Source organism: Kribbella sp. NPDC051587, assembly GCF_044453945.1.
Classification (GTDB): Bacteria; Actinomycetota; Actinomycetes; order Propionibacteriales; family Kribbellaceae; genus Kribbella.
In genome coordinates, this window is record NZ_JBITDE010000002.1 from 833,419 (window position 1) to 858,405 (window position 24,987).

Below are 24,987 nucleotides of genomic sequence, written 5' to 3' on the forward strand. Positions count from 1 at the left end.
AGAGGGAAGGTAACCCGATGAAGGACGAGGTTCGCGCTTTCGTCATCGCGCAACTGCAGGACATGAACTACGACGTCGAGGGGATCGACGACGAGACGACCCTCGGCCCGGCCGGAGTGGACCTGGAGTCACTCGCCCTGGCCGACCTGTCGGTGCGGGTCGAGGACAAGTACGGCGTCCGGTTCTCCGACGACGAGTCCGAGCAGTTGGCGTTGATGACGGTCGGCGAGTTCACCACTGAGGTGGCCGGCCGGGTCGCACAGCAGGTCTGATGTCGAACCTTCCCCCGCCCGGGAGGGCTGAAGTCATCGATTGGCTGTCCGGACTTGGGCAGCGTCCAGCTGGTACCGAGCGGATCGACTCGATGGAGCTGGCGTGGCTGGTTCACCAGGTCGAGCAGCGGTACGGCGTGGAGCTGCCGGATGAGCAGCTCGAGCGGATGACCACCATCGACGCGGCGGTCGCCGTACTGGCTGAGGTGCTGCCCAGCCATGTCTGAGCCCCAACAGCGCCGTCCGGTCGCCGTGACCGGGCTCTCCGTGCTGACTGCCCTTGGGCGTGGTCCCGAGGCGCAGCTCAGCGGTGTGCCCGCCTTCAGTGAGGTACGGCGCTTTGACACCAACGCACTGCGAGTCCGGTACGCCGCTCTGGCCGCCGAGGTCGGGACTCTGGACGAGGAGCTCGATCTGGCGATCGCTACGGCGTGCGCGCAGGCAGGTGTCGACCGCAACGCGACGCCGCTCCTGCTGGCCCTGCACAGCGCACCAGCCTTCGACTTTGGGCAGGCGCGCGTCTACACGAGCGCTTGTGTGTCAGGCAGTACGGCGCTCGCCGACGCGGCCGCGTTGATCAGTAGCGGCCGGGCTGAGCGGATTGTCGTGGCCGGTGGCTATCTGGTGGAGCCGTACCAGTTCGCACTGTTCGACGCCGGACGGGCGTTGGCGGACGACAACGTGGTGCGGCCGTTCAGTCTGCATCGGCGCGGGACGCTGCTCGGTGACGGTGTGGCTGCGGTCGTGCTGGAAGCCGGGGCGGGGCAGGCGCAGTTGATGGGCTGGTCTCGGACCGGGGATGCGTACCACCCGTGTCAGCCGGCACCGGATGGTCGCGGGCTGGCGAGTGCGATCGAGCGCGCACTGGCGAAAGCCGGCGTCCCTGCGGAAGCGATCGGCTATGTGAACGCGAACGCCACTGGGACTGCGTTCAGTGATGCCGCGGAGGCCGCTGCGCTGGGCGCCGTTTTCGAGAGCAGCCCGCCGGTGAGCTCGACGAAGAGTCTGCACGGTCATGCGTTGGAGGGGTCGGGAGTCGTCGAGTTCGTGGTGACTGTGCAGGCGCTGCTGGAGGGGAAGCTGCCGGTGAACGGGGGATTCCTGGAGGCGGATCCGTCCTGCGGGCTGGATCTGATTCTCGATGCGCCGCGGCGGGCCGGATCGGCGTACGGGCTGACGGTGAACTCGGCGTTCGGCGGCGCCAACACCGCGCTGGTGGTGAGGGCCGGATGATCGAGGTCCACGACTTGGTGGTGCTGGCCGAGGGGAGTTGGCCGGAGCCGGGCGATGACCTGGCAGCGGGTCCACCGGGGGTGCCGGGGTTTGTCGAGTCGGCGTTCAGTCCGTTGGCCGCGGCCGCGGCTGGGCGGTGCCTGGAGCGTGGCGGAGTGCTCGGTGAGACGACCGGGATCGTGATGGTGACGCCGGGGGATCGCGTGAGTGCGGAGACCGTCCGGAGATTGGTTGCTGAGGGCAAACGAGTGGGTCCGCTGCACTTCTTCCAGTCGGTGCCGAACAGCATCGCGGGCTGGATCGCGGCGCGCTGGGAGCTGCGCGGGCCGGTGGTCTGCGTGACGGACGGTGGCTTCGACGAGGCCGCGCTGCTGATCGGGGACGGCGACGCCGATCACATGCTGATCGTGCAGGTGGAGGCGGACCAGGCGTTCGCGCGGATTGTGAGTGAGGGAGACCCGGGATGAAGAACGTGCGGGGCTGGCGAGCGCAGTTGGCGGCGGATCCGGGGATCGGTACCGGCAACGTCTTGGCGACGGTGATTGCCCAGGGCGCCGATCTCGGTGGTCCGGGGCTGACCTTCGACACGGCCGTGGACGGGTTTCCGGCCGAGTATCCGTTGACGCTGGGTGAGTTGGACGAGCGGGTTCAGGCCCGTACGGCGTGGCTGCACGAGCACGGGATCGGGCGACGGGATGTGGTCGCGATCTGGGCTACTGAAGCGCAGGACGTCGTGCTGAGCTTCCTCGCGCTGACCCGGGTCGGCGCGATTCCGGCCTTGCTGAACGGGAAGATGGCGCCGGCGATCGCGGATGAGTACATCCGGCGGTTGCGGGTGACCGCCGTACTGGCTGATGCGGGGCACCGCGAGCTGCTGGAGGCCGACGTACTGGCTGAGCCGCGGGAGCTGGGGACTGGTGATCCGGCCAAGGCGCCTGTCCACTATCGGCATCATCGGGACGATCCGGTGGTGATCACGCACACGAGCGGGACTACCGGCGTACCGAAGGCTGTTCTGCATACGCAGACGACGTTGTATGCCGCGTTGAAGCATCTGCTCACGATGCCGCAGGCCCAGGGGACGGATCGCATTCTGAATGCGCTGCCGATTCCGCATACGGCAACGATTCTCATGGTTAACCAGGTGGTGGGGAATCGTGCCGAGATGTTGCTGCTGTCCAGCCAGGACGCGAACGGCGTACTGCGGCAGATCGAGCGGTGGAAGCCGCACGCGGTGTATGGGTTCGCGGTCACGTGGGCTGGTCTGGCGCGGGAGGATTTGAGCCAGCGTGATCTGGACTCGGTGCGGATGTGGTTCAACACGGGGGACTGCGCGCATGAGCCGCATATTCGGAAGTTGGTTGCTGTTGGGTCCCGCGAGACGGTTACGCGGGCCGGGCGGGTGATGGTGCCGGGGTCGCATTTCATTGATGGGCTGGGGTCCAGCGAGATGGGGCACAACGGGTTCCACATCACGCACACGTTGGAGTCCGAGCACTATGGTCGGTGCATCGGGAAGCCGTACGAGTTCGCGTCGGCGACGGTGCTGAGCTCGACCGGTGAGGAGTTGCCGGCGGGGAAGGCGGGGATCCTCGGGTTCCGCTCGCCGACGGTGTCGCCGGGGTACTGGAACGACTCGGTGAACACGTATCGCTTCCGTCTGAACGGTTGGTTCGTGACCGGCGACCTCGTCTATCGCGATGAGGGCGGGCACTACTTCCATCTGGATCGCATTCCGGATGCTGTCGCCGGCTTCGAGGGACCGCAGCTGTACACGTCCCTGTCCGAAGAACGCATCCTTGCCGCGCTTCCGGATGTTGCCGACTGCACGGTCGTGATTGTGGCGGAGGGCGGTCGGTACGCCGCCGACGTACTCCTCGAGCTCACCCCGGATGCCCCCGAGGTGGACCGCACGGCGGCCGTCCGCGCCGCCGTCGGCGAGGAGGTCGCCGCCATCCTCCGGAAGGTGACGGTGGTGGGCGCCGACGACGTGCCCGTCACCGTCACCGGCAAAGTCCGCAAGGTCGCTCTCCGCGAGGCCCGCTCATGAGTACGACGGGAGGCCGCTCGAATGCGGCCGATCACGCCGCAGAGGCCGAGACCGCTCCGGCCGGAGTCACCATCACGGGGATCGGGATGCTGACTCCCGTGGGGCGGGGCGCTGCGGAGGTCTTCTCCTCGCTGCTGCACGGGCGCTCCGGGATCAGCCGGCCGCCGGAAGGACATCCGGTGGCGGGGTCGGTTGAGTTGGGTGGGTTCTTGCCGGAGTTTGATGCGGGGCGGATTGCGGCTGGGCCGGACGGGAAGGTGATGGATCGGACCGTCATCCTCGCTCAGCTGGTTGCCGAGGAGGCATTGGCGGATGCGGGGCTGACGGTGGGGGAGAACGTTGATGCTGAGCGCATTGGCGTGATCGTTGGTGGGGTTGGGGGGATGGCGACGCTGGAGCGGCAGGTGCTGGACCGGGCCGCTCGGGGGAAGGTTGCTGTTAGCCCCTATCTGCTGACCGGGATTCTGCCGAACATGCCGGCCGCGCGAGTGGCGATCCGGTTCGGGATGCGGGGGTACACGTCGGCCGTGGGGACGGCTTGTGCTTCGGGGGCTCAGGCGATCGCGGATGCTGTGCGGATCATCCGGGCGGGCGAGGCGGACGTCGTACTGTGCGGGGCTAGTGAGGCGCCGCTGTTCCCCACGTTTGCGGAGACGTTTGCCAATGCACGAGCCCTCGCCCGCGGATGGGACGACCCGACGGAGGCCAGTCGGCCGTTTGACCTTCGGCGTAACGGGTTCGTGCTGAGCGAAGGTGCGGCTCTCCTGGTTCTCGAGAGCACCCAGCATGCGGCCGCGCGCGGCGCGAGTGGGTACGCCGACGTGGTCGGATACGGCGTCAACTCGGATGCGCATCACCCGACCGCACCGCGACCGGACGGCACGGGAGCCGCGGCCTGTATGCGGATGGCGCTCAAGAGCATCCAGCCCGAGCAGGTCGGTTACGTCAACGCGCACGGCACCAGCACGAAGCTCGGTGATGTTGCCGAGTCCGTCGCGATCGGCCTTGCCTTCGGCAACCACACACCAGCGGTCAGCTCCACCAAGGCGCTGACCGGTCACATGCTCGGCACCTCCGGGGTGGTCGAGGCGGCCGCGGCTGCGCTCGCGATCAACACCGGCCTGGTGCCACCGACGTACCACCTGGACGACCCGGATCCGGCCTGCCCGCTGGACCACGTCCGCAAGGAACCGCGCGCGGTCCAGCTCGAGTACGCCGTCTCGAACTCGTTCGGGTTCGGCGGCCAGAACGTCAGCCTGCTCGTCGGCACCGCCAGTACGCCGAAGACCCGGCAACTATCAAGTGAGGAGAAGGCGTAGATGGAGATTTACGGGATCGACCACGTGGAGATGTACGTGGGCGACGCTCGGCAGGCGGCGTTCTACCTGGGGCACGCGTTCGGGCTGCAGGTACATGGTCAGGGTGGGCCCGACACGGGGCTGCCGGATCAGCGGTCGTTGCTGCTGCGACAGGACGCCGTACAGATCGTGCTGACGACGGGCCTGGTCGCTGACCACCCGGCCGCGGAGTATGTCCAGCGGCACGGTGACGGCGTGGCGATCGTCGCGATGGAGGTCGACGACGCGACGGCGGCGTACGACGAACTGACCGGCCGCGGGGCTGTTGGTCTCAAGGAGCCTGAACGTTTCGAGGCCGGGCAAGCGGTCGTGGTGGTCGCCGAGGTGGCCGGCTTCGGTGACGTGATCCATCGGCTGGTCGAACGGCACGGGCCGCGACACGAGTTCCTCCCGGGGCCGATCCAGCTGACCGCGCCGGGCGGCGTACCGGACGAGAAGCTGTTCAGCGAGATCGACCACCTGGCGATCTGTGTGCCGTCCGGCGAGCTCGAGCCGACCGCGAAGTTCTACGAGGAGGTGTTCGGCTTCCCGCGGATCTTCGAGGAGTACATCGAGGTAGCAGGACAGGGGATGGAGTCGAAGGTTGTCCAGAGCCCGTCGAAGCACGTCACGTTCACGCTGATCGAGCCGGACCTGAGCCGCCGGCCGGGACAGATCAACGACTTCCTCACCTGGCACGCGGGCGCCGGCGTCCAGCACATCGCCTTGCGCACCAGCAACATCGTCGAAGCGGTGAGCACGCTCTCCGACCGGGGCGTCAACTTCCTCGGTACACCTTCGACGTACTACGACGCTCTCGCCGAACGCGTCGGGGAGGTGGAGACACCGGTCGAGGACCTGCAGCAACGCGGCATCCTCGTCGACCGCGACCACTGGGGTCAGCTGCTGCAGATCTTCACCGAGTCCATGCACGTCCGGCGGACGCTGTTCCTGGAGATCATCGAGCGGCGCGGGGCGATGACGTTCGGCAGCGGCAACATCAAGGCCCTGTACGAAGCCAAGGAGCGGGAGCTCGCTCATGACGCTTGAGTTCAAGCTCTCCGAGGAGGAGATCGAGCTCCTCCCCACCGACGAAGACGTTGCCTTCTACAACGAGCACGGCTGGTACCTCTCGAAGAAGCTGCTCACCGACGACGAGACCGACGAACTCGTCAACGCGAGCGAGCGGTACTACGCCGGTGAGCGGGACCGGACCCTCCCGACGGCCCCGCCCAAGCTCGCGTACTGGGATCCCTCCAAGGGGAACGTGCAGCGGCACAACGACTACGTGCACTACGAGCACGACGGGCTGGCGAAGATCCTCCGCAAGCCGTTGATCGGTGCGGTCGCGGCCCGGCTCGCGCAGACCGACGAGATCCGGATCTTCCAGTCCACGTTGATCTACAAGCCGCCGGTCGAGGGCGAACCGTCGAACATCGTGCCCTGGCACTTCGACAAGCACTACTGGTCGTCGTCGGCCTCGGACAAGATGCTGACCGCGTTCATCCCGTTCCACGACTGCCCGCCCGAGATGGGCACGATCACGATGGTCGACGGCAGTCACCGCTGGCGTGAGATCGGCTCCGACGACACCGTCGTGCGGCACTTCGCCGAGCGGGACCGGTCGCAACTCGACCAGATGCTGGCCGAGAACGCGTCGTACAACGGGGCCGAGGTCGTCAAGCTCCCGATCACCATCCCGCGCGGCCACATGAACTTCCACCACTGCCGGACCTATCACGGCAGCGGTGCGAACGTCAGCGACCGCCCGCGCCGGGCGATCTCGCTGCACCTGCAGGACGGGGACAACCGCTATCGCGAGTTCCCGCTGACCGACGGCACCACGGCGGCGTACAACCACGACGTCCTGGTACGGCGGACCTCCGACGGGCGGCCGGACTACGCCGATCCCGAGTACTGCCCGACGCTCTGGGCCGATCGCTGAGAGGAACACCGCTATGTCACGTTACGACTGGGGTCAGACGCACCCCGGGATCGAGCAGCTGGAGAAGGCCGTTTCGGAGGCCCGCGACAAGGTCGTCCAGCACCCGCTCTACGCCCTCCTGGACACGCACGAAGCACTGGTGACCTTCATGGAGCACCACGTCTTCGCGGTCTGGGACTTCATGTCCCTGCTGAAGTCCCTGCAGCGCGAGCTGACCTGCGTCACGGTGCCGTGGATCCCGACCGAGCACCGCAGCAGCCGCCGGCTGATCAACGACATCGTGATGGTCGAGGAGAGCGACGAACTCGGCGGCGACGACGGCAGGCCGGCGTTCATCAGCCACTTCGAGCTGTACGTCGACGGCATGCACGAGGCCGGCGCGGACACCGGCGCGATCGACAAGCTGATCGACCTGCTCCGCGGTGGCGCTCCGGTGGTCGAGTCGCTGGCGGCGGCCGGCGTACCGCAGGCTTCGATCGACTTCGCCGGGACCACCTGGGGCATCATCGAGAACGCGCCGGTGCACTGCCAGGCGGCCGCGTTCGCGTTCGGCCGGGAGGACCTGATCCCGGACATGTTCACCCAGGTCGTCGCGGTGAACGAGCGCTCCAACAAGCTGAACACCTTCGTCGACTACCTCGAGCGGCACATCGAGGTGGACGGGGAGTTCCACACCCCGATGGCGATGCAGATGGTCGCCGACCTGTGCGGTGACGACCAGGCCAAGTGGGACGCCTGCGCGGACACGATCAACACCGCGCTCGCGGCGCGCGCCCGGCTCTGGGACGCGATCGCCGCCGCCGTCGTCACGACCGCCCCGGCGACGGTCTGACCCATGAGCGCAGCCGATCTCTACCGGACCGTCCGGCTGATCCGCCGGTTCGAGGAACGGGCGATCGAGTACGTGCGGTCCGGAGAGATCGTCGGCGGGATCCACCCGTACATCGGCCAGGAGGGGATCGCGGCCGGTGTCTGCGCGGCGCTCGGCCCGGACGACGTGATCACCAGTACGCACCGCGGTCACGGGCACGTGCTCGCCCGCGGTGCGAACCCGGCCCGCATGCTGGCCGAACTGATGGGGCGCGAATCCGGTCTGAACAAGGGCCGCGGTGGCTCGATGCACGCGGCCGACTTCAGCCTCGGGATTCTCGGCGCGAACGCGATCGTCGGCGCGGCCGGTTCGATCGCGACCGGTGCCGCGTGGGCCGCTCGCCAGTTGGGCCGCGACACGGTGGCCGCGACGTTCTTCGGTGATGGCGCGATGAACGAGGGAATGTTGCTGGAGGCCTTCAATCTGGCTGCGCTCTGGCAGGTCCCGGTGATCTTCGTCTGCGAGAACAACGGCTACGCGACCACCATGCCGGTCGCCTCCGCCGTTGCCGGCAGCATCACCGCACGGGCCCGCGCCTTCGGCATCCCCGCCTTCACCGTCGACGGCCAGGACCCGGAGAAGGTGCTGGAGGCAACCAGTACGGCGGTCGCCCGGGCCCGGGCCGGGAAGGGGCCGACGTTCCTGGAGTGCCTGACCTATCGGTTCGACGCACACCACACGTTCGAGCACCGGAGCCGGCTCACCTATCGCTCGACCGAAGAGATCACGACTGGGCGTTCGCGGTGTCCAGTGGAGATCCAGGGCGCACGGCTGACGGCCGCGGATCGGGCGGCCGTCGATGCCGAGGTCGAGTCGCTACTGGAGGCGGCGGCGGGCATCGCACTGGGCAGCGCCCACCCAGATCCCGCTGCCGCACTCTCGTACCTCTATGCCGGGAAGATCTGATGCCGAAACTCTCCTATCTGAAGGCACTGAACCGGGCCCTGGGGGACGAGCTGGAACGCGATCCGGCCGTCTTCGTGCTCGGTGAGGACATCCGTGCGGCGGCGTCCAACGTGACGGCCGGTCTGCATGCCCGGTTCGGTGACGACCGCGTGCTGGACACACCGTTGTCCGAGCAGGCGTTCACGAACTTCGCGACCGGTGCGGCGCTGGCCGGGATGCGGCCGGTGATCGAGTTCCAGATCCCGTCATTGCTGTTCCTCGTCTTCGAGCAGATCGCCAACCAGGCACACAAGTTCTCGCTGATGACGGGCGGTCAATGCGCGGTGCCGGTCACGTACGTCGTACCGGGGTCGGGTTCGCGGACCGGGTGGGCCGGTCAGCATTCAGATCACCCGTACTCGCTGTTCGCTCATGTCGGCGTGAAGACCGTGGTGCCGGCGACGCCTGCCGATGCTTACGGCCTGTTGGTCACCGCGATTCGCGATGACGACCCGGTGGTCTTCTTCGCTCCCTCGGCTGCCTTGGGAGTGCGTGAGGATCTCGACTTCGCCGCCCTCGCGCCGGTACCATTGGGCGTTGGCCGCGTGGCACGGGCAGGCGATGATGTGACGGTGGTTGCCCTCGGCCACTTGGTACACGACGCGCTGGCGGTCGCTGACGAGCTGACCGGACGGGTCTCGGTCGAGGTCTTCGACCCGCGCACGGTCTATCCGCTCGATGAGGCTGGTCTGGTCGCGTCGGTGCAGAAGACCGGCCACCTCGTCGTCATCGACGACTCCAACCGGACCAGCGGATTCGCCGCCGAGGTCCTCGCGGTCGTCGCCGAACAGTGCGTGCTGAAGGCGCCGCCGCGACGCATCACCCGCCCGAACGGCGCCGTACTCCCGTTTGCCCTTGCCCTCGACCGCGCCGTTCAGCCCGGCCGGGACGAACTCCTCACCGCCCTCCTGGAGATGTCGTGACCGACTTGTGGAACCAGTTGCCCGAAGCAACCCGTACGGCGTTGCTCGCGGTCGGCGTCGACGCGTGGCCGTCGGTGTACGACGGAGTTGCCACGCACAACAAGCAGTGGCGACCGCTCCGGCCCCCGATCATGGCGGCTTCGGTGTACGACGAGTTCACCGCGATCTCGGCTACCGTGGCGAGGCTGATCCTGACCGCGTGCCAGCAACGCGCAACGACCGCAGGCGAACTGCGCGAGGCGCTCGGGATGCCGGTCGGGGCGATCGACCTGCTCGACGAAGACCTACCGCTGACCGAGGACCTGCTCGGCGGTGTCCGGGCAGACATCCTGCTCGCGGACGGAACGCCGTACATGGTCGAAGCGAACATCGACAGCGCCCTCGGCGGTGCACACGACTCGGACGGGATCGCCGCGCGCTTCCTTGCGGCGTACGTCGGTGATCCGGCACTTGATGGTGTGGGGCTGAGCGCGCCGCCGTCTGCGGTGGATGCCCGGTATGAGGCGGTGCGTTCAGCGCTCTCGCTTGATGGGCGCGATCGGCTGGCGATGGTCTTCACGACCGGTGGGAGTTATCCGGGGTCGCAAGACGGGCTGGCGATGATCAAACTGCTGGAGCCGTTCAGCGAGCGCGGCCGGGAGCTAGGCCTGGACATGCGGGTCTACCCGGTCGAGTGGTTGACGCTCGATGACGACGGACGGTTGTGTGTGGACGATGGCCCGATTGACGCCGTACTGCGGATGTTCGTCCCGCAAGGCACCATGCCGAGTGCCGGCCTGGATGCACTCGGTACGGCGGTTCAGTCGGGGGCCGTGCGGATCTTCACGCCGACTGCGAGTTGGTTGCTGGCGAGCAAGGCGATCTTCGCGTGGCTGTGGGATGACCTCGACACGCTCGCTCCAGCCGACGCCGACGTCGTACGGCGGCACGTCCCGCGCACCGAGGTGTTGACGGCATCACTGCGGTCCCGTGCTCTCGCGGACCAGCAGTCACTCGTGCTGAAACCGTCCGGTTCCTATGGCGGCGTCGGCGTCGTGGTGGGGCCCGAGGTGTCGGCCGCCGAGTGGGTTGACGCAGTGGACCAAGCGCTCGAGGAGAGCGGGTACATCCTGCAGAAGTACGTGCCGGTGGACCGGCTGACCATGCAGTTCGTCGAGATGGACACCGGCGCGGTCAAGGAAGCCGACGTACCGTTCTGCCTCGCCCCGTACCTCTTCGGCGGCGTCCCCGCAGGCGCCTACCTCCGCTTCGCCGTCCCCGGCGCCGGCCCAGTCGTCAACGTAGCCCAAGGCGCCCTCACCAGCGGCCTCCTCCTAACCCCCTAACCCCCAGCCCAGCGGGCAACCCCCCACCCCAGTGGATAACCCCTGACTTGGTGGCTTGCCCCCTCACATTTGCACAGGGCAACCCTCCATCCGAGTGGGCAACCCCGCCTCCCGGTGGGCAACCCTTCAGGTCGGTGGATGACCCTTGAGTTGGTGGGTTGCCCGCTCACATTTGCTGGGGGCGACCCTCCAGTTCAGGGGGCAACCCCGTGCGCTCGCTCGGCTGCGGCCGACGGGGTACGGCGGTGGCTGGTCGCCGGTGCGGCCGATTGACAGTGGCGGGTGGCTGAGGTGGGCGCGGGGTTGAGGGGGATGGTGCGGCCGGCGATCGTGTGCACGTTGCTTGGGGCTGACGGGCTGTGGCTGCCGCCGGCAGCGAGGAGGCTTGCTGGCTAACCCTCGCAGTGGTTTCACTCCATCGCTGGGGAGCGGAATGCACCTGGATCGACAGGTAAGTGTCCCCAGCTCCCGTCTTCGGGGTGGCGGAGTCCGGTTAGTGGAACGTACCGGCATCGGCAGGTAGGTGTCCCCAGCCCCGCGCGACGTGCACTCGCAGATGACCTCAATCACTAGCCCAGCCACAGCCCGTCAGACCCAGGCGGCGTGAACGTGGTCGCCGGCCGCACCATCCACCTCAGCCACCGCGGACGATCACCCGAAGGTTTCAGTCGACCGCCGAAGGCGGCCGAGTCGCGCAGCGACGGTCCGGCGAGCGCGGGCGTCAGCCGATTAGCGGATGATTACTGCCGCTCAGCGGCAGTAGCTCCACGCAAAGCCGTGTCCGCGCGCATTTGGACGGATCTCCCCGCAAATGGACCCTTCTCTGCTCGAATTTTGAGGGGAGAACCAGCCACTTGAGGGGATCTCCGGTGAAATTGCCGGGGGAGGAGGGGACCACGAGGCTGGTTGACCCATCAGAGGGGAAGGGTGGCTGGTGGGTTCACCCATGGGGGGCCCACCAGGTGGCGGGGGAGCCCATGAGATCTCGTGGGTTCACCGATGAGATGGGGAACGGGTGGCGGCCCTCAGGGCGGGGAGGAGGCCTAGGGCGATGGTGGCGGCGGTGAGGGCGAAGGCGAGGGGGTAGCCGGTGGTGGCGACTACGGTGCCGAAGGCGATGGCGCCGATGCCCCAGCCGCCGTCGTAGGCGAGGTTCCAGAGGGCGCTGACCTGGCCGTAGCGGGAGGTGGGGGCGCGGTCGTACATCATCGTGAGGGTGAGGTTCTGGGCGGCGCCGAAGCCGATGCCGAAGAGGGTTGCGCCGGCGATCACGGCGGCGGGGGTGGTGATGAAGATGAGGCCGGCGGCGCCCAGGGTGGCGAGGAGCAGGGCGAGGGGGAGCAGACGGGCGTGGCCGAGGCGGTCGCCGTAGCGGCCGGCCAGCCAGCGGGCGCCGGGGGCGGTGGCGGCCTGGAGGAAGAGGGCGGTGGCGGCCAGGGAATGGTTGCCGGCGGCAAGGGGGAGGAACGTGATGCTGATGCCGGCGGCGAGGGTGACGCCGGCGAAGACGAAGGCGGGCATCAGTAGGCCGTTGCCGCGGAGGTCGTGCAGGACCTTGACGTGGGACTTCTCGGTGGTGGTCCGGGTGGGGATGCCGACCGTCAGACCGAGGACCGCGAGTGCCAGCACCGCGGCGATGGCGAACAAGGCGTCGTAGCCGATCACGTTGATCAGGTAGACGCCGAGTGGCAGGCCGACGACCGCGGGTACGCCGACGACGACGCCGTACACGCCGAGAGCTTCACCGCGCCGGCTCGGCGGCGCCAGGTCGGCGATCAGGGCGACCGCACCGACCACGTTGATGGCCAGGCCGGCGCCGCGGATCATGCTGATCAGTACGACGACCGGCAGCGACGTGGTGAACATCAAGGCCACCGCGGGAAGACCCATCAGGATGAGGCCGAGGCCGAGTACGACGCGGTAGCCCCAGCGGGCCAGCAGCCGCGGGACGACGAGTTCCATCGCGACGGCCGAGAGCATCATCGCGCCGGTCGAGAGGCCGGGGCCGAGCCCGGCCGAGCTGTTCGCCGCGAGGTAGAGCGGGACGACCGAAGTCAGCAGATACATGCTCAGCCCGGACCCGAGAACGATCACCAGCAGGCGGAAGAACTGCCCGCCCAGCAGTGGTGCGGATCGCTCGACGGGGACTTCGCAGGTCGTCATACCTGCAACGCTAGGTCCGAACCGGTCTTTCCTACAGGTCCAGTTCTGAGCGCGTAGAGAGAACCAATTGATCGCTGATGAAGGCGCTCAGGCGGTCGAGGCCCGTGTTCAGTTGCGCAGGAGTGACGGCGCTGCAGGAGAGCCGGAGTGCGTTGACCGGCGCCCCCGTGTCGTAGAAATGCGCCATCGGTGTCCACAGCACGCCGTACTCCTGAGCGGACTTGGTGAGGAGTTCGTCGTCGACGGTGAAGGGGACGGTGATCACGACGAAGAAGCCGCCGGAGGGAACGGTCCAGGTCAGCTCGCCGTTCGGGAAGTGCGCCGCGAGGTGGTCGGTGATGAGCTGCAGGTTGGTCGCGTAGATCTCGCGTTCGCGCTGGTTGGCGGCGGTGAGGCTGAAATCGCAGTCCAGGAGTTTGCCGCCGATCACCGCTTGGGCGATCGGCGACGTGTTCACGGTGACCATGCTCTTCAGCTTCGACAGCTCGTCGGCGAACAGTCCGCCGGTGCTGACGGTCTGATCGGCGACGACATACCCGACGCGAGCACCAGGCAGGCCGGTCTTGGCGAAGGACCCGAGATAGACCACGCGCCGTTCGGTGTCGAGAGCCTTCAAGGTCGGCAGCCGATCGATGCCGGCGGCGGGGAACAGGCCGTACGGATTGTCCTCGAGCAGCAACAAGTCCTCGGCCGCGGCGAGCTCCAGCAACCGACGCCGCGTGGGCAGATCCATGCTGAGACCTGATGGGTTGGCGAAGTCGGGCATGACGTAGAAGCCGCGCGGGCGTAGGCCGTCGGCGCGAGCAGCCTTGACCACGGCCAGGAGATCGTCGACATCGGGTACCGGCAACACCGGCAGGTCGACGATGCGCGCTGCGCCAGTGATACCGACGTACGCCGGGGAGATCGCCAGCAGCACATCGGATGCGTCGGCCCGGAGCGCGCGCAGCGTGAGCAGCATTGCCTCCTGGCAACCGGCCGTCACGACGATCGCTTCGGGGTCGACGTGGATGTCCTCCTCGACGGCGAGGTTGCGGGCGACGAGTTCGTGGATGATCCCCTTGGTCCGGCCGTACTGCAGGATCCTTCGCCGGACGGCTTGTTCGTCGAGGCCCTGATGACTGAGGTACGACGCGAACAGCGCGAGGTACCGCGGTACGTCGTCGAGGTCGAAGAACTCCTCGGTCGGCCGGCCCGCGGCGAGCGAGATCGCCTCCGGGTAGTGGTGCGAGATCTCGTTCAGGAAGTTCATCGAGTTCAGCGCGCGATCGGTGAGCGACGCATGCAGTGAGGTCACGTCGAGGTCAGCCATCAGTTCCTTCCCGTCACCAGGTCGGTGACCGCGGCCAGGTCCGCGCAGCCCGCCAGCAACATCGCATCTCGCAGTTCACCACCGAGCAGCGCCAGCGCCTCATCCACGGCCCCCGCGGCAAGTGCCCACAGCAACGGACGCCCGACCAGTACGGCGTCCGCTCCGATCGCGAGCGCTTTCAGTACGTCGGTGCCACCGCGGATCCCGCTGTCGAGGAGTACCGGGAAGTCGTTGCCGACTGCATCGATGACGGAGCCGAGGGCATCGATCGAAGCCGGTGCACCGTCGAACTGGCGGCCTCCGTGGTTGGAGACCACGACGCTGTCGGCCCCGGCGTCGACCGCGGCCAACGCATCCCGGGGGTCGAGAACCCCCTTCACCAGCAGGGGAATCTCGGTGACGGAGCGAATCCAGGCGAGATCCTGCCAGGAGAAGGTCGGGTTGAAGGCGGTCGCCGTATGCGTGGCGACGGCGGAAGAGCCATTCAGCACACTATGTGCCTCTGTGTATTTGTCGACAAGATTGGCTGCGATGACCTCGGACGGCAGTGCGAAGGAGTTGCGCACGTCGCGCAGCCGGCGACCCATGACGGGGACATCGACCGTGACCATCAGCGCACCACAGCCGGCCTCGGTAGCTCGGTCGATCAGCGCGCGAACCGCAGTCCGATCGCGCAACCAATACAGCTGGAACCATGAAGGCGCGACGGCCGCGATCTTTTCCAAGGGGACGCTGCTCAACGTGCTGATGGCATAGGGAATGCCGGCCTTGGCTGCAGCCGCAGCCAGCAGGAGTTCGCCCTCGGGATGAAACAGCCGCTGGTACGCCATCGGCGCCACGGCGATCGGGAGAGCGGCCGGGGTGCCAAGGATCGTGGTTGACGTGTCGGGCGATTCGACGCCGCCGAGGACGCGCGGGCTCACGGTGATCGCGTCCAACGCAGCGCGGTTGCGGCGCAGAGTGAGCTCGGCACCGCTGCCGCCGGCAACGAAATCGTGGACGACAGCGGGGAGAGCTGATTGGTGCTCGTAGTCGGCGAAGGCCTCAGCCATGGGTGAAGGTCCGGCTGAGCCAGGCCGCGGCCTCGGCGGTGGCTCGTCGTCCGCCGTCCAGAATCCCCGGCATGGCGAAGAAGCCGTGCACCATCCCGTCGTACCGGCTGAGAGTGGTCGGGACTCCGGCGGCGTGCAGCTTCTCCGCGTAGTACTCGCCTTCGTCACGCAGGGGGTCGTACTCCGCCGTGATCACCAGCGCCTGCGGGAGGTCTGCGTGGGATGAGGCGAGCAGCGGTGACGCGAGCGGATCGAGTCCGTCGCGAGGATCGGTCAGGTAGTGGTTCCAGTACCAACTGACCGACGTCCTGTTGAACAGGTACGGATCGTCGCCCGTCGCCATCGACACGGTGTCCGCGCCGTACCGGGTGTTGGGGTAGACCAGTAGTTGTCCCGCGAGCGCCGGACCCTTGTCGCGGGCAAGCAATGTCGTTGCCGCCGCCAAGTTTCCACCGGCGCTGTCGCCACCGACGACCAGTCGTTCCGGATCGGCCTGCAGCTTCTCGGCGTTCGCCGCGATCCATTGGGTGGCGTCGTGACAGTCGTGCACAGCTGCCGGAAACGGATGTTCCGGTGCGAGGCGGTACCCGACAGTGATGACCTGGCACGGTACGGCGTTCGCCAGGCGGCGCGTGATGCCGTCGGCGGTGTCGATGCTACCGAGGGTCCAGCCGCCACCGAAGAAGTAGATCAGCGTCGGCAGCGGACCGGCCAGGTCCGGCCGGTAGAGCCGGAGCGGCAGGCCAGCGTCGGTGCTGAGGTCCTCGACATGATGAACGGGTTCGGCCTGACCGCCGGCCGCCTGGATCGAGGCCAGGTCGGCCGCGCGGGCTTCAGCCAGCGACTGGGTGTAGAGCTGCGGCACGTCACACGCCTGGCGTTCGGCGCGCATCGCCTCCACCTGCGGGTCCAGCGGCATCAGCTCACCCCAATCGGATCGGCATGGATCGGTGTCCACGCAACAGCAAACTAGGACTGCGTTCGGCCGGCCCCGCCAGCTCTATCCCGGGGAATCGCGCGAAGAGCTGCCCGAACGCCGCCCGGCCTTCCATCCGCGCCAGCGCCGCACCGACGCAGAAGAACGGGCCGGCGCCGAACGACAGGTGCTGCAGGTCGTCGCGGTGCGGATCGAACGTGTCGGCGTCCGGATGCTTGGCCGGGTCGCGGTTCGCGGCGCCCGGCAGGATCAGCACCAGACTGCCTTCGGGGATGGTCTGGCCGGCCAGCTCGATCTCCGTCGACGCCTTGCGGCTGATCAGCTGGACGGAACTCTGGTGGCGCAGGACCTCTTCGACAGAGTTGGCCGCCAGCGCCGGATCATCGCGGAGGTCCTCGATCAGCGTGGGGTCCGCGAGCAGCAGCTCGAGACCGTTGGTGAGCAGGTTCATCGTGGTGACGAAGCTGGCGTTGACCAGCACGAGCAGGTTGTCGATCAACTCCTGCTCGTCGATGCCCGACGTACCGGAATCCAATGCGTGCACCAGCGAACCGACCAGGTCGTCGCGCGGCCGGAGTCGACGGTCGGCGATCATCCGGGCGTAGTAGTCGTTGAGCTCGTCGGCGGCCTGGTTCGCGGCAGCCAGTTTGGCCGGTTCCTTGCCACCGAGATCGAGGTACTCGTCGATGCGTTGGGTGCGGTCCTTGAACCAGTCGACGTCCGAGCGCGGGATGCCGAGGAACGTGGCGATCACCGTGATCGGCAGCCGGTAGGCGAAGTCGGTGAACTCGACGACCTGTCCGTTGTCGCCGGCCTTCGCCAGGTCATCCAGTAGTTCCGCGGTGAGCGCCTCGACCATCGGTTCGAAGCCGGTCAGGCGCCGCGGGGTCAGCACGGCCTGGAAGACCTTGCGCATCCGCAGATGATCCGGCTCGTTCCGGAACATCATCGATCCGCCGAGCCTGCGCAGTACGGCGTCCTGCGGGTCCGGATCCGCCGTCAGCAGGCGATGGAACCGGATGTCCTTCAGCGCTTCCTGGGCGGCGTCGTACCCATTGATCACGAACCCGTACGGCGAGGAGCCGGGGGTGAGCGGGCAGACCGGGCCGAGCCGATGCAGCTCCGCGAAGAGCGGCATCGGGTCACGGCGGCCTTGTTCGGAGCCGAGGGCGGCGACAATTGACGAGGCGGGCCGAGGGAGACCAGCACCGTTGTTCGCGCTCCGATTGGGCATTGGCTACTGCACCAGCTTCAAGGGGACGGACGCTGCCATGGCCTGGTAGCCGGTGTCGTTCGGGTGGATGTGGTCACCGGAGTCGTAGAGCGCGTTCAGCTTGCTCGGTGCGGCCGGGTCGCGCAGCACCTTGTCGAAGTCGAGTACGCCGTCGAACTCACGGCTCGACCGCAGGTAGCTGTTCACCGCCTGGCGGGTGGCCTCCTTGGCCGGCGTCCAGCTGTCAGTGCCGCCGATGCCTTCGAAGGGCGTGATCGTGCTGACGAGGCTGCGCAGTCCGCGTTCCTTGACCTGCGCGTTCACCTGCCGCAGCGCACCGATGATCTCGGCCGCGGAGTCGTCGGACATCCAGATGTCGTTGACGCCGAGCTCAGTGATGACAGTCCGTACGCCGGTCTGTGCGAACACGTCTTCGTTCAGTCGCGCGAGCGAGTTGACGCCGACCTCGTTGAAGCCGGGGAACGCGCCGTTGTCGGAGGGCTCGGTGCCGTCGTGGTTGAGCCGGCTGCCCGCGAGTCCCGCGTTCAGCACACTCGGGAACGGCTTGTGGCCGGCGGATGCGGCCAGGCGTTCGGCGAGCTGGTCCGGCCAGCGGTTGTTCGCGTTGAAGGTGCTGTTCGTCCCGTCGGTGATCGAGTCGCCGAGGACGACGATCGAGCCGGCCGAGTCGTCGGTCTGGACGTCGACACCGGACAGGAAGAAGTAGCAGCAGCGCCGGGTCAGCGTGTACGCCGCTCCGCCCGCCTGCGTGACCAGGTTCGTCGGGCCGACGAAGTTGTCCTGGAGCGACGAGCCGTGGAAGGTCGTCGGCCCGGTGTTCTCCGGGAAGTACAGGCTGACCACGAGGTCGTCGAGGTTGCCGAGTTTGAAGTTGATCGGGTCGCTGAGCAGCTCACTGCCCTTGACCATCGAGGCCGTACCGGAGCCGTTGAAGGTCAGCGTGCGCAGGGTGGCCGGATCGATGTCGGACAACTCCGGCGTCGCCTTGTTGGGCTTGGCAACGGTGGCCGCGCCGACGGTGACGGTCTTCTCGCCATAGATGTTCGACAGCCGGATGCGAATCTTGTTGCCGCCGACGGTCGGGCGGACGACGAGCCGCACGCTCTGGTCGGTCAGGCCGAGGTTGGTCGACCCGGTGGCGTTTCCGTGCGTGACGGCGGTGGCCCAGGTACCGACCCAGGCGTTCGCGTGATGACCACCTCCGCCGTAGCTTGCGCCGGCCAGGGTGGACCCGGCCAGAGTCAGTGCGGCAGTCAGCGCGACCGCGCGCCATTGCTTCGGAACCTGCATGGACGGACCTCCCGGCGGAATGGAATCGGACGGAACGTAATACGCATTCTTCGAGCCGGTCAATGCATCGGCAAATGCTTGTTTCGAATGGTTCGGCGGGTGGTTAGCGAGGGGTTCGCACCCCCGGTTCGCAGGGGTATACCTTCGTTCGGGAGGGCCGGTGACCGGGTGGCTCCGGAGAGCGACGAAACCTTGTGCAGCAGGCGGTTTCCGGAGCTGGTCAGCTGCTGGGACGTCCAGTAGAGTCGCGGCACCGGCTGGGGGTGGCCGAAGGGTTGAGGGGAAAGACGTAAATGCCGCCTGAATTGGTCATGCCCGGCCCGGAGTCGATTTCGCGGCCGAACAATTACGTGCACCGGGTCCTGGCGTTGTTCGCGCAATTCGCCGCGCGCACCGCGCTGGTGCGCGGGCCCCGGCGGGCGACGTACGGGGAACTGGCCGCGGACGTGCTGCGGATCGCCGCCGTGCTGCGGGATGCCGGGGTCCGGCCCGGCGGCAAGGTGCTGGTGATGGCGGCGAACTGCTTCGACGCCCCGGCACTGCAGCTCGCGCTGCACCTGCACGGTTGCCGGGTGCTGTGGTGCGCGCCGATCACGTCGCGCCGGGAGATCGATCGGTTCGCGGTGCTCGCCGACGCGGATGCGTTCGTGTACGACGCGGCGGGTGAGCTGGGGGCCGAGTTGGCGACCGCGCTCGCGCCGATGCCGTCGTACGAGCTGAATGAACTGGTCGCGCGGACGGCCGATCCTTACGTGATCGGCGAGGTGCCGGCGCCGGATTCGGTGTTGCAGACGAGCGGTACGACGGGGGATCCGAAGCTCGTTCAGCACACGCAGGCGTTCTACGCGCAGATCCTCGAGTTGGCCGCAGCCTTTGTGGACAACGGGTTTCCGCTGCTACGGCACTACTCGGGATCGCCGTTGTGGTTGGCGAGTGGACAGATCACGAGCTTCTTCAACCTGTTCACCGGCGGGGTGCTGTTCCTGACCGACACCTGGTCGCCTTCAGAGTTCTACGAGACGGTTTCGGCTGAGCGGATCACGTCGACTTATGTGACGCCGCCGATGCTGTATGAGGTGCTCGATCACCCGGGCGGCGCGGACTTCGACTGCAGCAGTTTGTTCATGCTGAACGTCGGCGCCGGGCCGGCGACACCGGCGCGGTTGCGGCAGGGGATTGCGCGCTTTGGGCCGGTGTTGCGGATCGTCTACGGGCTGAGTGAAGCCGTGGTCGTGACGGCGCAACCGGGGCTGACCGAGGATCCGGCACATCCGGAGCGGCTCGCTGCGGCGGGGACGGCGTACGGGGATGTGGAGCTGGAGATTCGGGACGACGACGGGAAGGTGCTCGAACCGGGGCAGGACGGTGAGGTGTGGGTGCGCAGCAAGCTCACGTTCGCCGGGTACCTCGGGAAGCCGGAGCTGACCGCGGAGACGCTGGTCGACGGCTGGCTGCGGACCCGGGATCTCGGTCATCTGGACTCGGACGGTTATCTGTTTCTCGTCGACCGGGTGCACGACATGATCGTGACGACGCGGCGGAACTGGGCGATCTTCTGCCGGCCGATCGAGGACGCGCTCGGTAGTCATCCGGCGGTGCGGACGGCGGCCGTGATCGGCGTACCGGATCCGGTGGTGGGGGAGGCCGTTCATGCCTTCGTGGTCACTCGATCGCCAGTGACTGTTGAGGATCTGCGTGACTGGGTGGCGTCGGAGCTGAACGAGATGTGGGCTCCGGCGGCGATCGACTTCGTGCCCTCGTTGCCGTTGACGAAGATTGCCAAGGTCGACAAGGTTGCCCTGCGCAAGCTCTACGCCGAATTGCATCCGGCATGAGCGCACGACGTGGGTTGGTGATCCTGTTCGTCGCGGACGTGTTGTCGGCGGTGGGCAGCCGGATCACGATGGTGGCGATTCCGTGGCTGGTGCTGGTGACGACCGGCAGTGCGGCGCGGATGGGGTTGGTGGCCGCGGTCGAGTTGGTGCCGTACATCGTGGTGAGCATCATGGCCGGACCGGTGATCGATCGGCTCGGCCCCCGTCGTACGGCGATCTTGGCGAACCTGGCGAGTGCAGTCGCGGTGGCGGCGATTGCCGGTACGGCGACGATCGGGTTCGCCGTACTGCTGGTGCTGGTGGCGCTCGCCGGTGGTCTGCGGGGTGCTGCGGATCGGTCGAAGGACCTGCTGGTTCGGCCCATGGCCGAGGCGGCGGAGGTTCCATTGATCCGGATCACGTCGTTGCACGAGACGTTCGCCCGGGGTGCAACGTTGCTCGGGGCACCATTAGGTGGGCTGTTGATCTACTGGACGGATGCCTCGTCGGTGTTGTGGATCGACGCGGTCACGTTTCTCGTCTGTGGGTCGCTGATCGCGGGGTTCGTGCGGCCGCCGGAGGTGGTGTCGGCGTCGCGGCCGGACAAGTACTTCCGCTCGCTGGCCGTCGGGTTCTCTTATGTACGGCGGGACGCGTTGCTGGCGACGATGCTGATCACGACGTTCACGGTGAACATCTTCGCCAGTGCGAGTACGGCGGTCTTCATCCCGGTCTGGGTCGCGGATGAGCTGGGCTCACCGGCTGGACTCGGTCTGACCCTGGGTGCGTTCGCCGGTGGGGCGTTGCTCGGGAGCATCGCGTTCACCGTGTGGGCGACGAAGTTGCCGCGGTACTTGACGTTTGCCTTGGGTGCGTTCATCGGGGGCAGCCCGCGGTTGCTGGTGCTCGGGCTGAGCGACAACCTGGTGCTGGTGGCGGCGATCACCTTCCTGTCCGGGATCGGGATCGCGGCGATCAACCCGGTCTTCGGCGCGGTGCTGTACGAGCACGTACCGAAGGACTTGCAGGCCCGCGTGATCGGGCTGGTCGCAGCCTCGTCGTTCGCGGGTCTGCCGCTGGGCGCGTTGCTGGCCGGGGAGTTGGTCAGCGGGTTCGGCCTGTTCCCGGCCTTGATCGGCTCCGGGATCGTCTGCCTGGTGGTGAGCGTCTATCCGCTGGTACGACGGGGGCCGGGCCGGATCCTCGATGCGCCGACACCTGCGGAGGCGGTGTGAACGAGGCGACCGATCCGTACTGTCTGGCGGTGGGCGAGAGTGCGGAACTGCTCGCCGGTCACCCGTGGCGGCGCTTCGTCGTACTGGGTGACAGCGTGGCCGAGGGGTTGTGTGAACCGGTCGACGGCTATAGCGATCTGCAGTGGGCGGATCGGATCGCGCACGAACTCGGGCCGATCGCGTATCTCAACCTCGGGGTGAGTGGGCTGCGGACGCGGGAGATCCTCGCCACCCAGCTGGAACCGGCGGTTGCCTTCGGCCCCGATCTGGCGCTGGTGGTTGGCGGCGGCAACGATGCGTTCCCGGCGACGTACGACCCGGAGCGGGTCGACCGCGAGCTGACGCACATGATCACCACGCTGCAGGATGCCGGAGCAACGGTGATGACCCTCGGAATGTTCGACGTCTCCTACAGCCCGGCGGTGATGGAATGGCTGCGTCCGGGCCTCCGGCAACGAATGCGGGTGTTGTCGGACCGCACGGCCGCCCTCGCGGAGAAGTTCGGCACGATTCACATCAACCTCACCGACCACCCTCTCTCCACCGATCCCACCCTCTACAGCTCCGACGGCCGCCACGGCAACGCCCGCAGCGACGCCGTCGCCACCACCGAAACTTTGCGCAGGTTGCATGCGTTCCTGATCCGCGGGGTACCGGGTCGCTCGTAATCGATCACTCGTTCGAGCGGAGGAAGTCATGACTGTGCACCCGGTGCCCGACAAGGACCCCGAGGAGTGGACCACCGGTGACGAGCCGATGACCGGTCCGCAGGCGTCGTACCTGTCGACCCTCGCCCAGGAGGCGGGCGTCGACGTACCCGACGAACTCACCAAGGCTGATGCGTCGCGGCTGATCGACGAGCTCCAGGCGCAGACCGGCCGCGACGGCACCAGCAGTTAGAGCTTGCGGAGGCGGACCCAGCGGACGGCGTGGTCCTGGCCTTTGCGGAGGACGAGGGTGGCGCGGGAGCGGGTGGGGAGGATGTTCTCGCGCAGGTTGGGGCCGTTGATGCCGTCCCAGAGCGATTCGGCCTTGTTCACGGCCTCCTCGCGGCTGAGTTCGCCGTACCGGACGAAGTAGGACTCGGGGTTGCGGAACGCGGTCTCCCAGAGTTTGAGGAACCGGTGCACGTACCAGGAACGGATGTCGGCGGCGGCCGCGTCGACGTACACGGAGAAGTCGAAGAAGTCGCTGACCGCGAGTCCGCTCTTGCCGTCGGCGTGCCGGGGCGCGGGCTGCAGGACGTTCAGGCCTTCGAGCAGCAGGATGTCGGGCTGCTCGACGGTGGTCCGGACGCCGTTCATCCGGTCGTAGTGCAGGTGCGAGTAGACCGGCGCCTCGACCGCGTCCATGCCGGACTTCACCTCGACCACGAAACGCAGCAGCGACTTGCGGTCGTACGACTCCGGGAAGCCCTTGCGCAGCATCAACCCGCGCTTCTCGAGCTCGGCGTTCGGCCAGAGGAACCCGTCGGTGGTGACGAGCGCGACGCGGGGGTGCTCGGGCCAGCGCGCCAGCAGTTCGCGCAGCAACCGGGCGGTCGTCGACTTGCCGACGGCAACCGACCCGCCGATCCCGATCACGAACGGCGTCCGGGTCGCGGCCGGCTTGCCGAGGAAGCTCTCGGTGTCCTCGTGCAGCGCGCGGGCGTGCCGGACGTACAACGACAGGATCCGGGACAGCGGCAGGTAGACCTCGCGGACCTCGTCCAGATCGATCTCGTCCCCAAGACCCCGCAGCCGCTCGATCTCGTCGGCCGTCAGCGGCGAGACTGTGCTCTCGGCCAGCTTCGCCCAAGCGGCCCGGTCCAGCTCGGTATAGGGAGTCACCTCCCGCGACGGCTGCAGCATGGCCCCCATTCTTCCCACACCCGCCGCCCGCACCACACCACACCGGCGTGGGCTTCGTCTCAACCGCGCCACGTTCACTCCGAAAGTTTCGGGTTGGTGGGCGATAAGGTGCGGGTATGGCGCAGCGCGTGACGATCGCGGAGATCGCGGGGATGGCCGGGGTTTCGGTGCCGACGGTGTCGAAGGTGCTGAACGGGCGGTCGGATGTGGCCGAGGGGACGCGGGCCCGGGTGGAGCAGTTGATCCAGGAGCACGGGTACCGCAGGCGGTCGGCGGGAACGACGAGCAGTCCGATGATCGATCTGGTGTTCAGCCAGTTCGGGGGTGAGTGGGCGCTCGAACTGATCCATGGGGTGGAGCAGGTGGCTCGGGCCGAGGGGGTCGAGCTCGTGCTGTCGGAGTGTGGGGGTGGGTGGCGGCCGCGGCAGGAGTGGATCGAGTCGGTGCTGAACCGGCGGCCGCTGGGCGCGATCCTGGTGTTCTCGGACCTGGATGCGGATCAGCGGGCGCAGTTGGAGGCGCGGCAGATTCCGTTCGTGGTGGTCGATCCGGTGGGGGACGTGGCCGACGACGTACCGGCGATCGGTTCGGCGAACTGGAACGGCGGACGGATGGCGACGCAGCATCTGACCGGGCTGGGGCATCGGCGGATCGCGGTGATCGGTGGGCCGGCCGACGTGCTGTGCTCGCGGCAGCGGGTGGACGGGTACACGGATGCGCTGCGGTCGAGCGGGCTCGCGGTTGATCCGGAGTTGATCCGGGTCGGGGACTTCGGGGTGTCCGGTGGTTATCGGGAGGCGGTGGCGTTGCTGCGGCTGAGGGACCGGCCGACGGCGATCTTCGCGGGAAGCGACATGCAGGCGATCGGGGTGTACCAGGCGGCCCGGGAGCTCGGGCTGGAGATTCCGCGCGATCTGTCGGTGGTCGGGTACGACGACCTGCCGGTGGCGCAATGGGTCGGTCCGACCCTGACGACCGTCCATCAACCGTTGCGCCGGATGGCCGAGCTCGCCACCCGCCTCGTCCTGGACCTCGCCCGCGGGATCACGCCCGCCGCCACCCGCCTGGATCTGGCCGTGGAGATGCGAGTCCGGGCTTCGAGCGGACCGCCACCACTCATCAAGTAGCCGCGAGGTGGTTCATGGCGCCCGACGTGAGCGTGGGCGGTCCGGTTGGTCCGAGGTTGGTGAGTGTGGGCG

At 67.7% G+C, this 24,987-nt stretch carries 24 protein-coding genes; 17 read left to right on the forward strand and 7 right to left on the reverse strand.

The window, feature by feature from the left end; translation table 11 throughout:
* The first annotated feature begins 17 nt into the window (after positions 1 to 17).
* From ACIA49_RS10395 to ACIA49_RS10450, 12 genes are read left to right on the forward strand one after another with little or no spacing between them, the layout of a single operon-like run.
* The gene (locus ACIA49_RS10395; protein WP_391541459.1) at positions 18 to 272 is read left to right on the forward strand and encodes an acyl carrier protein; all 255 of its coding nucleotides are present in this window, start codon (positions 18 to 20) and stop codon (positions 270 to 272) included.
* Positions 272 to 499, forward strand: a complete 228-nt coding sequence (locus ACIA49_RS10400; protein WP_396376821.1) for an acyl carrier protein — start codon at positions 272 to 274, stop codon at positions 497 to 499. The genes ACIA49_RS10395 and ACIA49_RS10400 overlap by 1 nt, the downstream gene beginning before the upstream one ends.
* A complete protein-coding gene (locus tag ACIA49_RS10405) occupies positions 492 to 1,505 on the forward strand; it encodes a beta-ketoacyl synthase N-terminal-like domain-containing protein (RefSeq protein WP_396376822.1) in 1,014 nt (337 codons plus the stop codon). The genes ACIA49_RS10400 and ACIA49_RS10405 overlap by 8 nt, the downstream gene beginning before the upstream one ends.
* On the forward strand, positions 1,502 to 1,972 hold the full coding sequence (locus ACIA49_RS10410; protein WP_391541462.1) for a hypothetical protein: 471 nt from the start codon (positions 1,502 to 1,504) through the stop codon (positions 1,970 to 1,972). The genes ACIA49_RS10405 and ACIA49_RS10410 overlap by 4 nt, the downstream gene beginning before the upstream one ends.
* Complete coding sequence (locus ACIA49_RS10415; protein ID WP_396376823.1) at positions 1,969 to 3,555, forward strand: class I adenylate-forming enzyme family protein; 1,587 nt, start codon at positions 1,969 to 1,971, stop codon at positions 3,553 to 3,555. The genes ACIA49_RS10410 and ACIA49_RS10415 overlap by 4 nt, the downstream gene beginning before the upstream one ends.
* The gene (locus ACIA49_RS10420) at positions 3,552 to 4,874 is read left to right on the forward strand and encodes a beta-ketoacyl-[acyl-carrier-protein] synthase family protein (RefSeq protein WP_396376824.1); all 1,323 of its coding nucleotides are present in this window, start codon (positions 3,552 to 3,554) and stop codon (positions 4,872 to 4,874) included. Before ACIA49_RS10415 ends, ACIA49_RS10420 begins: the two co-directional genes overlap by 4 nt.
* Complete coding sequence (gene hppD, locus ACIA49_RS10425) at positions 4,875 to 5,942, forward strand: 4-hydroxyphenylpyruvate dioxygenase (protein ID WP_396376825.1); 1,068 nt, start codon at positions 4,875 to 4,877, stop codon at positions 5,940 to 5,942.
* A complete protein-coding gene (locus tag ACIA49_RS10430) occupies positions 5,932 to 6,837 on the forward strand; it encodes a phytanoyl-CoA dioxygenase family protein (RefSeq protein ID WP_396376826.1) in 906 nt (301 codons plus the stop codon). The genes hppD and ACIA49_RS10430 overlap by 11 nt, the downstream gene beginning before the upstream one ends.
* 13 nt (positions 6,838 to 6,850) lie before the next feature.
* A complete protein-coding gene (locus ACIA49_RS10435; protein ID WP_396376827.1) occupies positions 6,851 to 7,669 on the forward strand; it encodes a DUF3050 domain-containing protein in 819 nt (272 codons plus the stop codon).
* A gap of 3 nt (positions 7,670 to 7,672) precedes the next feature.
* Positions 7,673 to 8,614: a thiamine pyrophosphate-dependent dehydrogenase E1 component subunit alpha gene (locus tag ACIA49_RS10440; RefSeq protein ID WP_396376828.1), complete on the forward strand. Its 942-nt coding sequence runs from the start codon at positions 7,673 to 7,675 to the stop codon at positions 8,612 to 8,614.
* Entirely contained in the window at positions 8,614 to 9,576 is a 963-nt protein-coding gene (locus tag ACIA49_RS10445) for an alpha-ketoacid dehydrogenase subunit beta (protein ID WP_396376829.1), read from the forward strand. The genes ACIA49_RS10440 and ACIA49_RS10445 overlap by 1 nt, the downstream gene beginning before the upstream one ends.
* The gene (locus ACIA49_RS10450) at positions 9,573 to 10,901 is read left to right on the forward strand and encodes a hypothetical protein (protein WP_396376830.1); all 1,329 of its coding nucleotides are present in this window, start codon (positions 9,573 to 9,575) and stop codon (positions 10,899 to 10,901) included. Before ACIA49_RS10445 ends, ACIA49_RS10450 begins: the two co-directional genes overlap by 4 nt.
* A 993-nt stretch (positions 10,902 to 11,894) precedes the next feature.
* On the opposite strand, the gene ACIA49_RS10455 is transcribed toward ACIA49_RS10450, so the two are convergent.
* From ACIA49_RS10455 to ACIA49_RS10480, 6 genes are read right to left on the reverse strand one after another with little or no spacing between them, the layout of a single operon-like run.
* Positions 11,895 to 13,064: an MFS transporter gene (locus ACIA49_RS10455; protein WP_396376831.1), complete on the reverse strand. Its 1,170-nt coding sequence runs from the start codon at positions 13,062 to 13,064 to the stop codon at positions 11,895 to 11,897.
* A 31-nt stretch (positions 13,065 to 13,095) separates the two neighbouring features.
* Positions 13,096 to 14,376 (reverse strand): aminotransferase class I/II-fold pyridoxal phosphate-dependent enzyme, encoded by a 1,281-nt coding sequence (locus ACIA49_RS10460; RefSeq protein ID WP_396376832.1) that lies wholly within the window; start codon positions 14,374 to 14,376, stop codon positions 13,096 to 13,098.
* Entirely contained in the window at positions 14,376 to 15,428 is a 1,053-nt protein-coding gene (locus ACIA49_RS10465) for an alpha-hydroxy acid oxidase (protein WP_396376833.1), read from the reverse strand. The genes ACIA49_RS10460 and ACIA49_RS10465 overlap by 1 nt, the downstream gene beginning before the upstream one ends.
* Positions 15,421 to 16,347: an alpha/beta hydrolase gene (locus ACIA49_RS10470; RefSeq protein WP_396376834.1), complete on the reverse strand. Its 927-nt coding sequence runs from the start codon at positions 16,345 to 16,347 to the stop codon at positions 15,421 to 15,423. The genes ACIA49_RS10465 and ACIA49_RS10470 overlap by 8 nt, the downstream gene beginning before the upstream one ends.
* Before the next feature lie 4 nt (positions 16,348 to 16,351).
* On the reverse strand, positions 16,352 to 17,599 hold the full coding sequence (locus ACIA49_RS10475; RefSeq protein ID WP_396376835.1) for a cytochrome P450: 1,248 nt from the start codon (positions 17,597 to 17,599) through the stop codon (positions 16,352 to 16,354).
* 3 nt (positions 17,600 to 17,602) lie between these two features.
* Positions 17,603 to 18,889, reverse strand: coding sequence for an SGNH/GDSL hydrolase family protein (locus ACIA49_RS10480; RefSeq protein WP_396376836.1), 1,287 nt, complete (start codon positions 18,887 to 18,889; stop codon positions 17,603 to 17,605).
* A 293-nt stretch (positions 18,890 to 19,182) separates the two neighbouring features.
* Between ACIA49_RS10480 and ACIA49_RS10485 the strand changes: the two genes are divergently transcribed.
* Genes ACIA49_RS10485 through ACIA49_RS10500 form a run of 4 tightly spaced genes read left to right on the forward strand, consistent with a single transcriptional unit; the run spans position 19,183 to position 22,838 of the window.
* On the forward strand, positions 19,183 to 20,724 hold the full coding sequence (locus tag ACIA49_RS10485; protein ID WP_396376837.1) for a class I adenylate-forming enzyme family protein: 1,542 nt from the start codon (positions 19,183 to 19,185) through the stop codon (positions 20,722 to 20,724).
* Positions 20,721 to 21,938, forward strand: coding sequence for an MFS transporter (locus ACIA49_RS10490; RefSeq protein WP_396376838.1), 1,218 nt, complete (start codon positions 20,721 to 20,723; stop codon positions 21,936 to 21,938). Before ACIA49_RS10485 ends, ACIA49_RS10490 begins: the two co-directional genes overlap by 4 nt.
* 29 nt (positions 21,939 to 21,967) lie before the next feature.
* Positions 21,968 to 22,606 carry an SGNH/GDSL hydrolase family protein gene (locus ACIA49_RS10495; RefSeq protein ID WP_396376839.1) on the forward strand — a complete coding sequence of 213 codons (639 nt, stop codon included), beginning with the start codon at positions 21,968 to 21,970 and terminating at the stop codon, positions 22,604 to 22,606.
* 28 nt (positions 22,607 to 22,634) lie between these two features.
* Positions 22,635 to 22,838: a DUF3072 domain-containing protein gene (locus ACIA49_RS10500; RefSeq protein WP_396376840.1), complete on the forward strand. Its 204-nt coding sequence runs from the start codon at positions 22,635 to 22,637 to the stop codon at positions 22,836 to 22,838.
* On the opposite strand, the gene coaA is transcribed toward ACIA49_RS10500, so the two are convergent.
* Positions 22,835 to 23,788 carry a type I pantothenate kinase gene (coaA, locus tag ACIA49_RS10505; RefSeq protein WP_396376841.1) on the reverse strand — a complete coding sequence of 318 codons (954 nt, stop codon included), beginning with the start codon at positions 23,786 to 23,788 and terminating at the stop codon, positions 22,835 to 22,837. The genes ACIA49_RS10500 and coaA overlap by 4 nt on opposite strands.
* A gap of 116 nt (positions 23,789 to 23,904) precedes the next feature.
* On the opposite strand from coaA, the gene ACIA49_RS10510 reads away from it, so the two are divergent.
* Positions 23,905 to 24,915, forward strand: coding sequence for a LacI family DNA-binding transcriptional regulator (locus tag ACIA49_RS10510; RefSeq protein ID WP_396376842.1), 1,011 nt, complete (start codon positions 23,905 to 23,907; stop codon positions 24,913 to 24,915).
* Positions 24,916 to 24,987: the final 72 nt, after the last annotated feature.

Coding starts and splice junctions, on each gene's coding strand:
- ACIA49_RS10395 (WP_391541459.1), top strand. CDS start 18: ATGAAGGACGAGGTTCGCGCTTTCGTCATCGCGCAACTGCAGGACATG.
- ACIA49_RS10400 (WP_396376821.1), top strand. CDS start 272: ATGTCGAACCTTCCCCCGCCCGGGAGGGCTGAAGTCATCGATTGGCTG.
- ACIA49_RS10405 (WP_396376822.1), top strand. CDS start 492: ATGTCTGAGCCCCAACAGCGCCGTCCGGTCGCCGTGACCGGGCTCTCC.
- ACIA49_RS10410 (WP_391541462.1), top strand. CDS start 1,502: ATGATCGAGGTCCACGACTTGGTGGTGCTGGCCGAGGGGAGTTGGCCG.
- ACIA49_RS10415 (WP_396376823.1), top strand. CDS start 1,969: ATGAAGAACGTGCGGGGCTGGCGAGCGCAGTTGGCGGCGGATCCGGGG.
- ACIA49_RS10420 (WP_396376824.1), top strand. CDS start 3,552: ATGAGTACGACGGGAGGCCGCTCGAATGCGGCCGATCACGCCGCAGAG.
- hppD (WP_396376825.1), top strand. CDS start 4,875: ATGGAGATTTACGGGATCGACCACGTGGAGATGTACGTGGGCGACGCT.
- ACIA49_RS10430 (WP_396376826.1), top strand. CDS start 5,932: ATGACGCTTGAGTTCAAGCTCTCCGAGGAGGAGATCGAGCTCCTCCCC.
- ACIA49_RS10435 (WP_396376827.1), top strand. CDS start 6,851: ATGTCACGTTACGACTGGGGTCAGACGCACCCCGGGATCGAGCAGCTG.
- ACIA49_RS10440 (WP_396376828.1), top strand. CDS start 7,673: ATGAGCGCAGCCGATCTCTACCGGACCGTCCGGCTGATCCGCCGGTTC.
- ACIA49_RS10445 (WP_396376829.1), top strand. CDS start 8,614: ATGCCGAAACTCTCCTATCTGAAGGCACTGAACCGGGCCCTGGGGGAC.
- ACIA49_RS10455 (WP_396376831.1), bottom strand. CDS start 13,064: ATGACGACCTGCGAAGTCCCCGTCGAGCGATCCGCACCACTGCTGGGC.
- ACIA49_RS10460 (WP_396376832.1), bottom strand. CDS start 14,376: ATGGCTGACCTCGACGTGACCTCACTGCATGCGTCGCTCACCGATCGC.
- ACIA49_RS10465 (WP_396376833.1), bottom strand. CDS start 15,428: ATGGCTGAGGCCTTCGCCGACTACGAGCACCAATCAGCTCTCCCCGCT.
- ACIA49_RS10470 (WP_396376834.1), bottom strand. CDS start 16,347: ATGCCGCTGGACCCGCAGGTGGAGGCGATGCGCGCCGAACGCCAGGCG.
- ACIA49_RS10475 (WP_396376835.1), bottom strand. CDS start 17,599: ATGCCCAATCGGAGCGCGAACAACGGTGCTGGTCTCCCTCGGCCCGCC.
- ACIA49_RS10480 (WP_396376836.1), bottom strand. CDS start 18,889: ATGCAGGTTCCGAAGCAATGGCGCGCGGTCGCGCTGACTGCCGCACTG.
- ACIA49_RS10485 (WP_396376837.1), top strand. CDS start 19,183: ATGCCGCCTGAATTGGTCATGCCCGGCCCGGAGTCGATTTCGCGGCCG.
- ACIA49_RS10490 (WP_396376838.1), top strand. CDS start 20,721: ATGAGCGCACGACGTGGGTTGGTGATCCTGTTCGTCGCGGACGTGTTG.
- ACIA49_RS10500 (WP_396376840.1), top strand. CDS start 22,635: ATGACTGTGCACCCGGTGCCCGACAAGGACCCCGAGGAGTGGACCACC.
- coaA (WP_396376841.1), bottom strand. CDS start 23,788: ATGCTGCAGCCGTCGCGGGAGGTGACTCCCTATACCGAGCTGGACCGG.
- ACIA49_RS10510 (WP_396376842.1), top strand. CDS start 23,905: ATGGCGCAGCGCGTGACGATCGCGGAGATCGCGGGGATGGCCGGGGTT.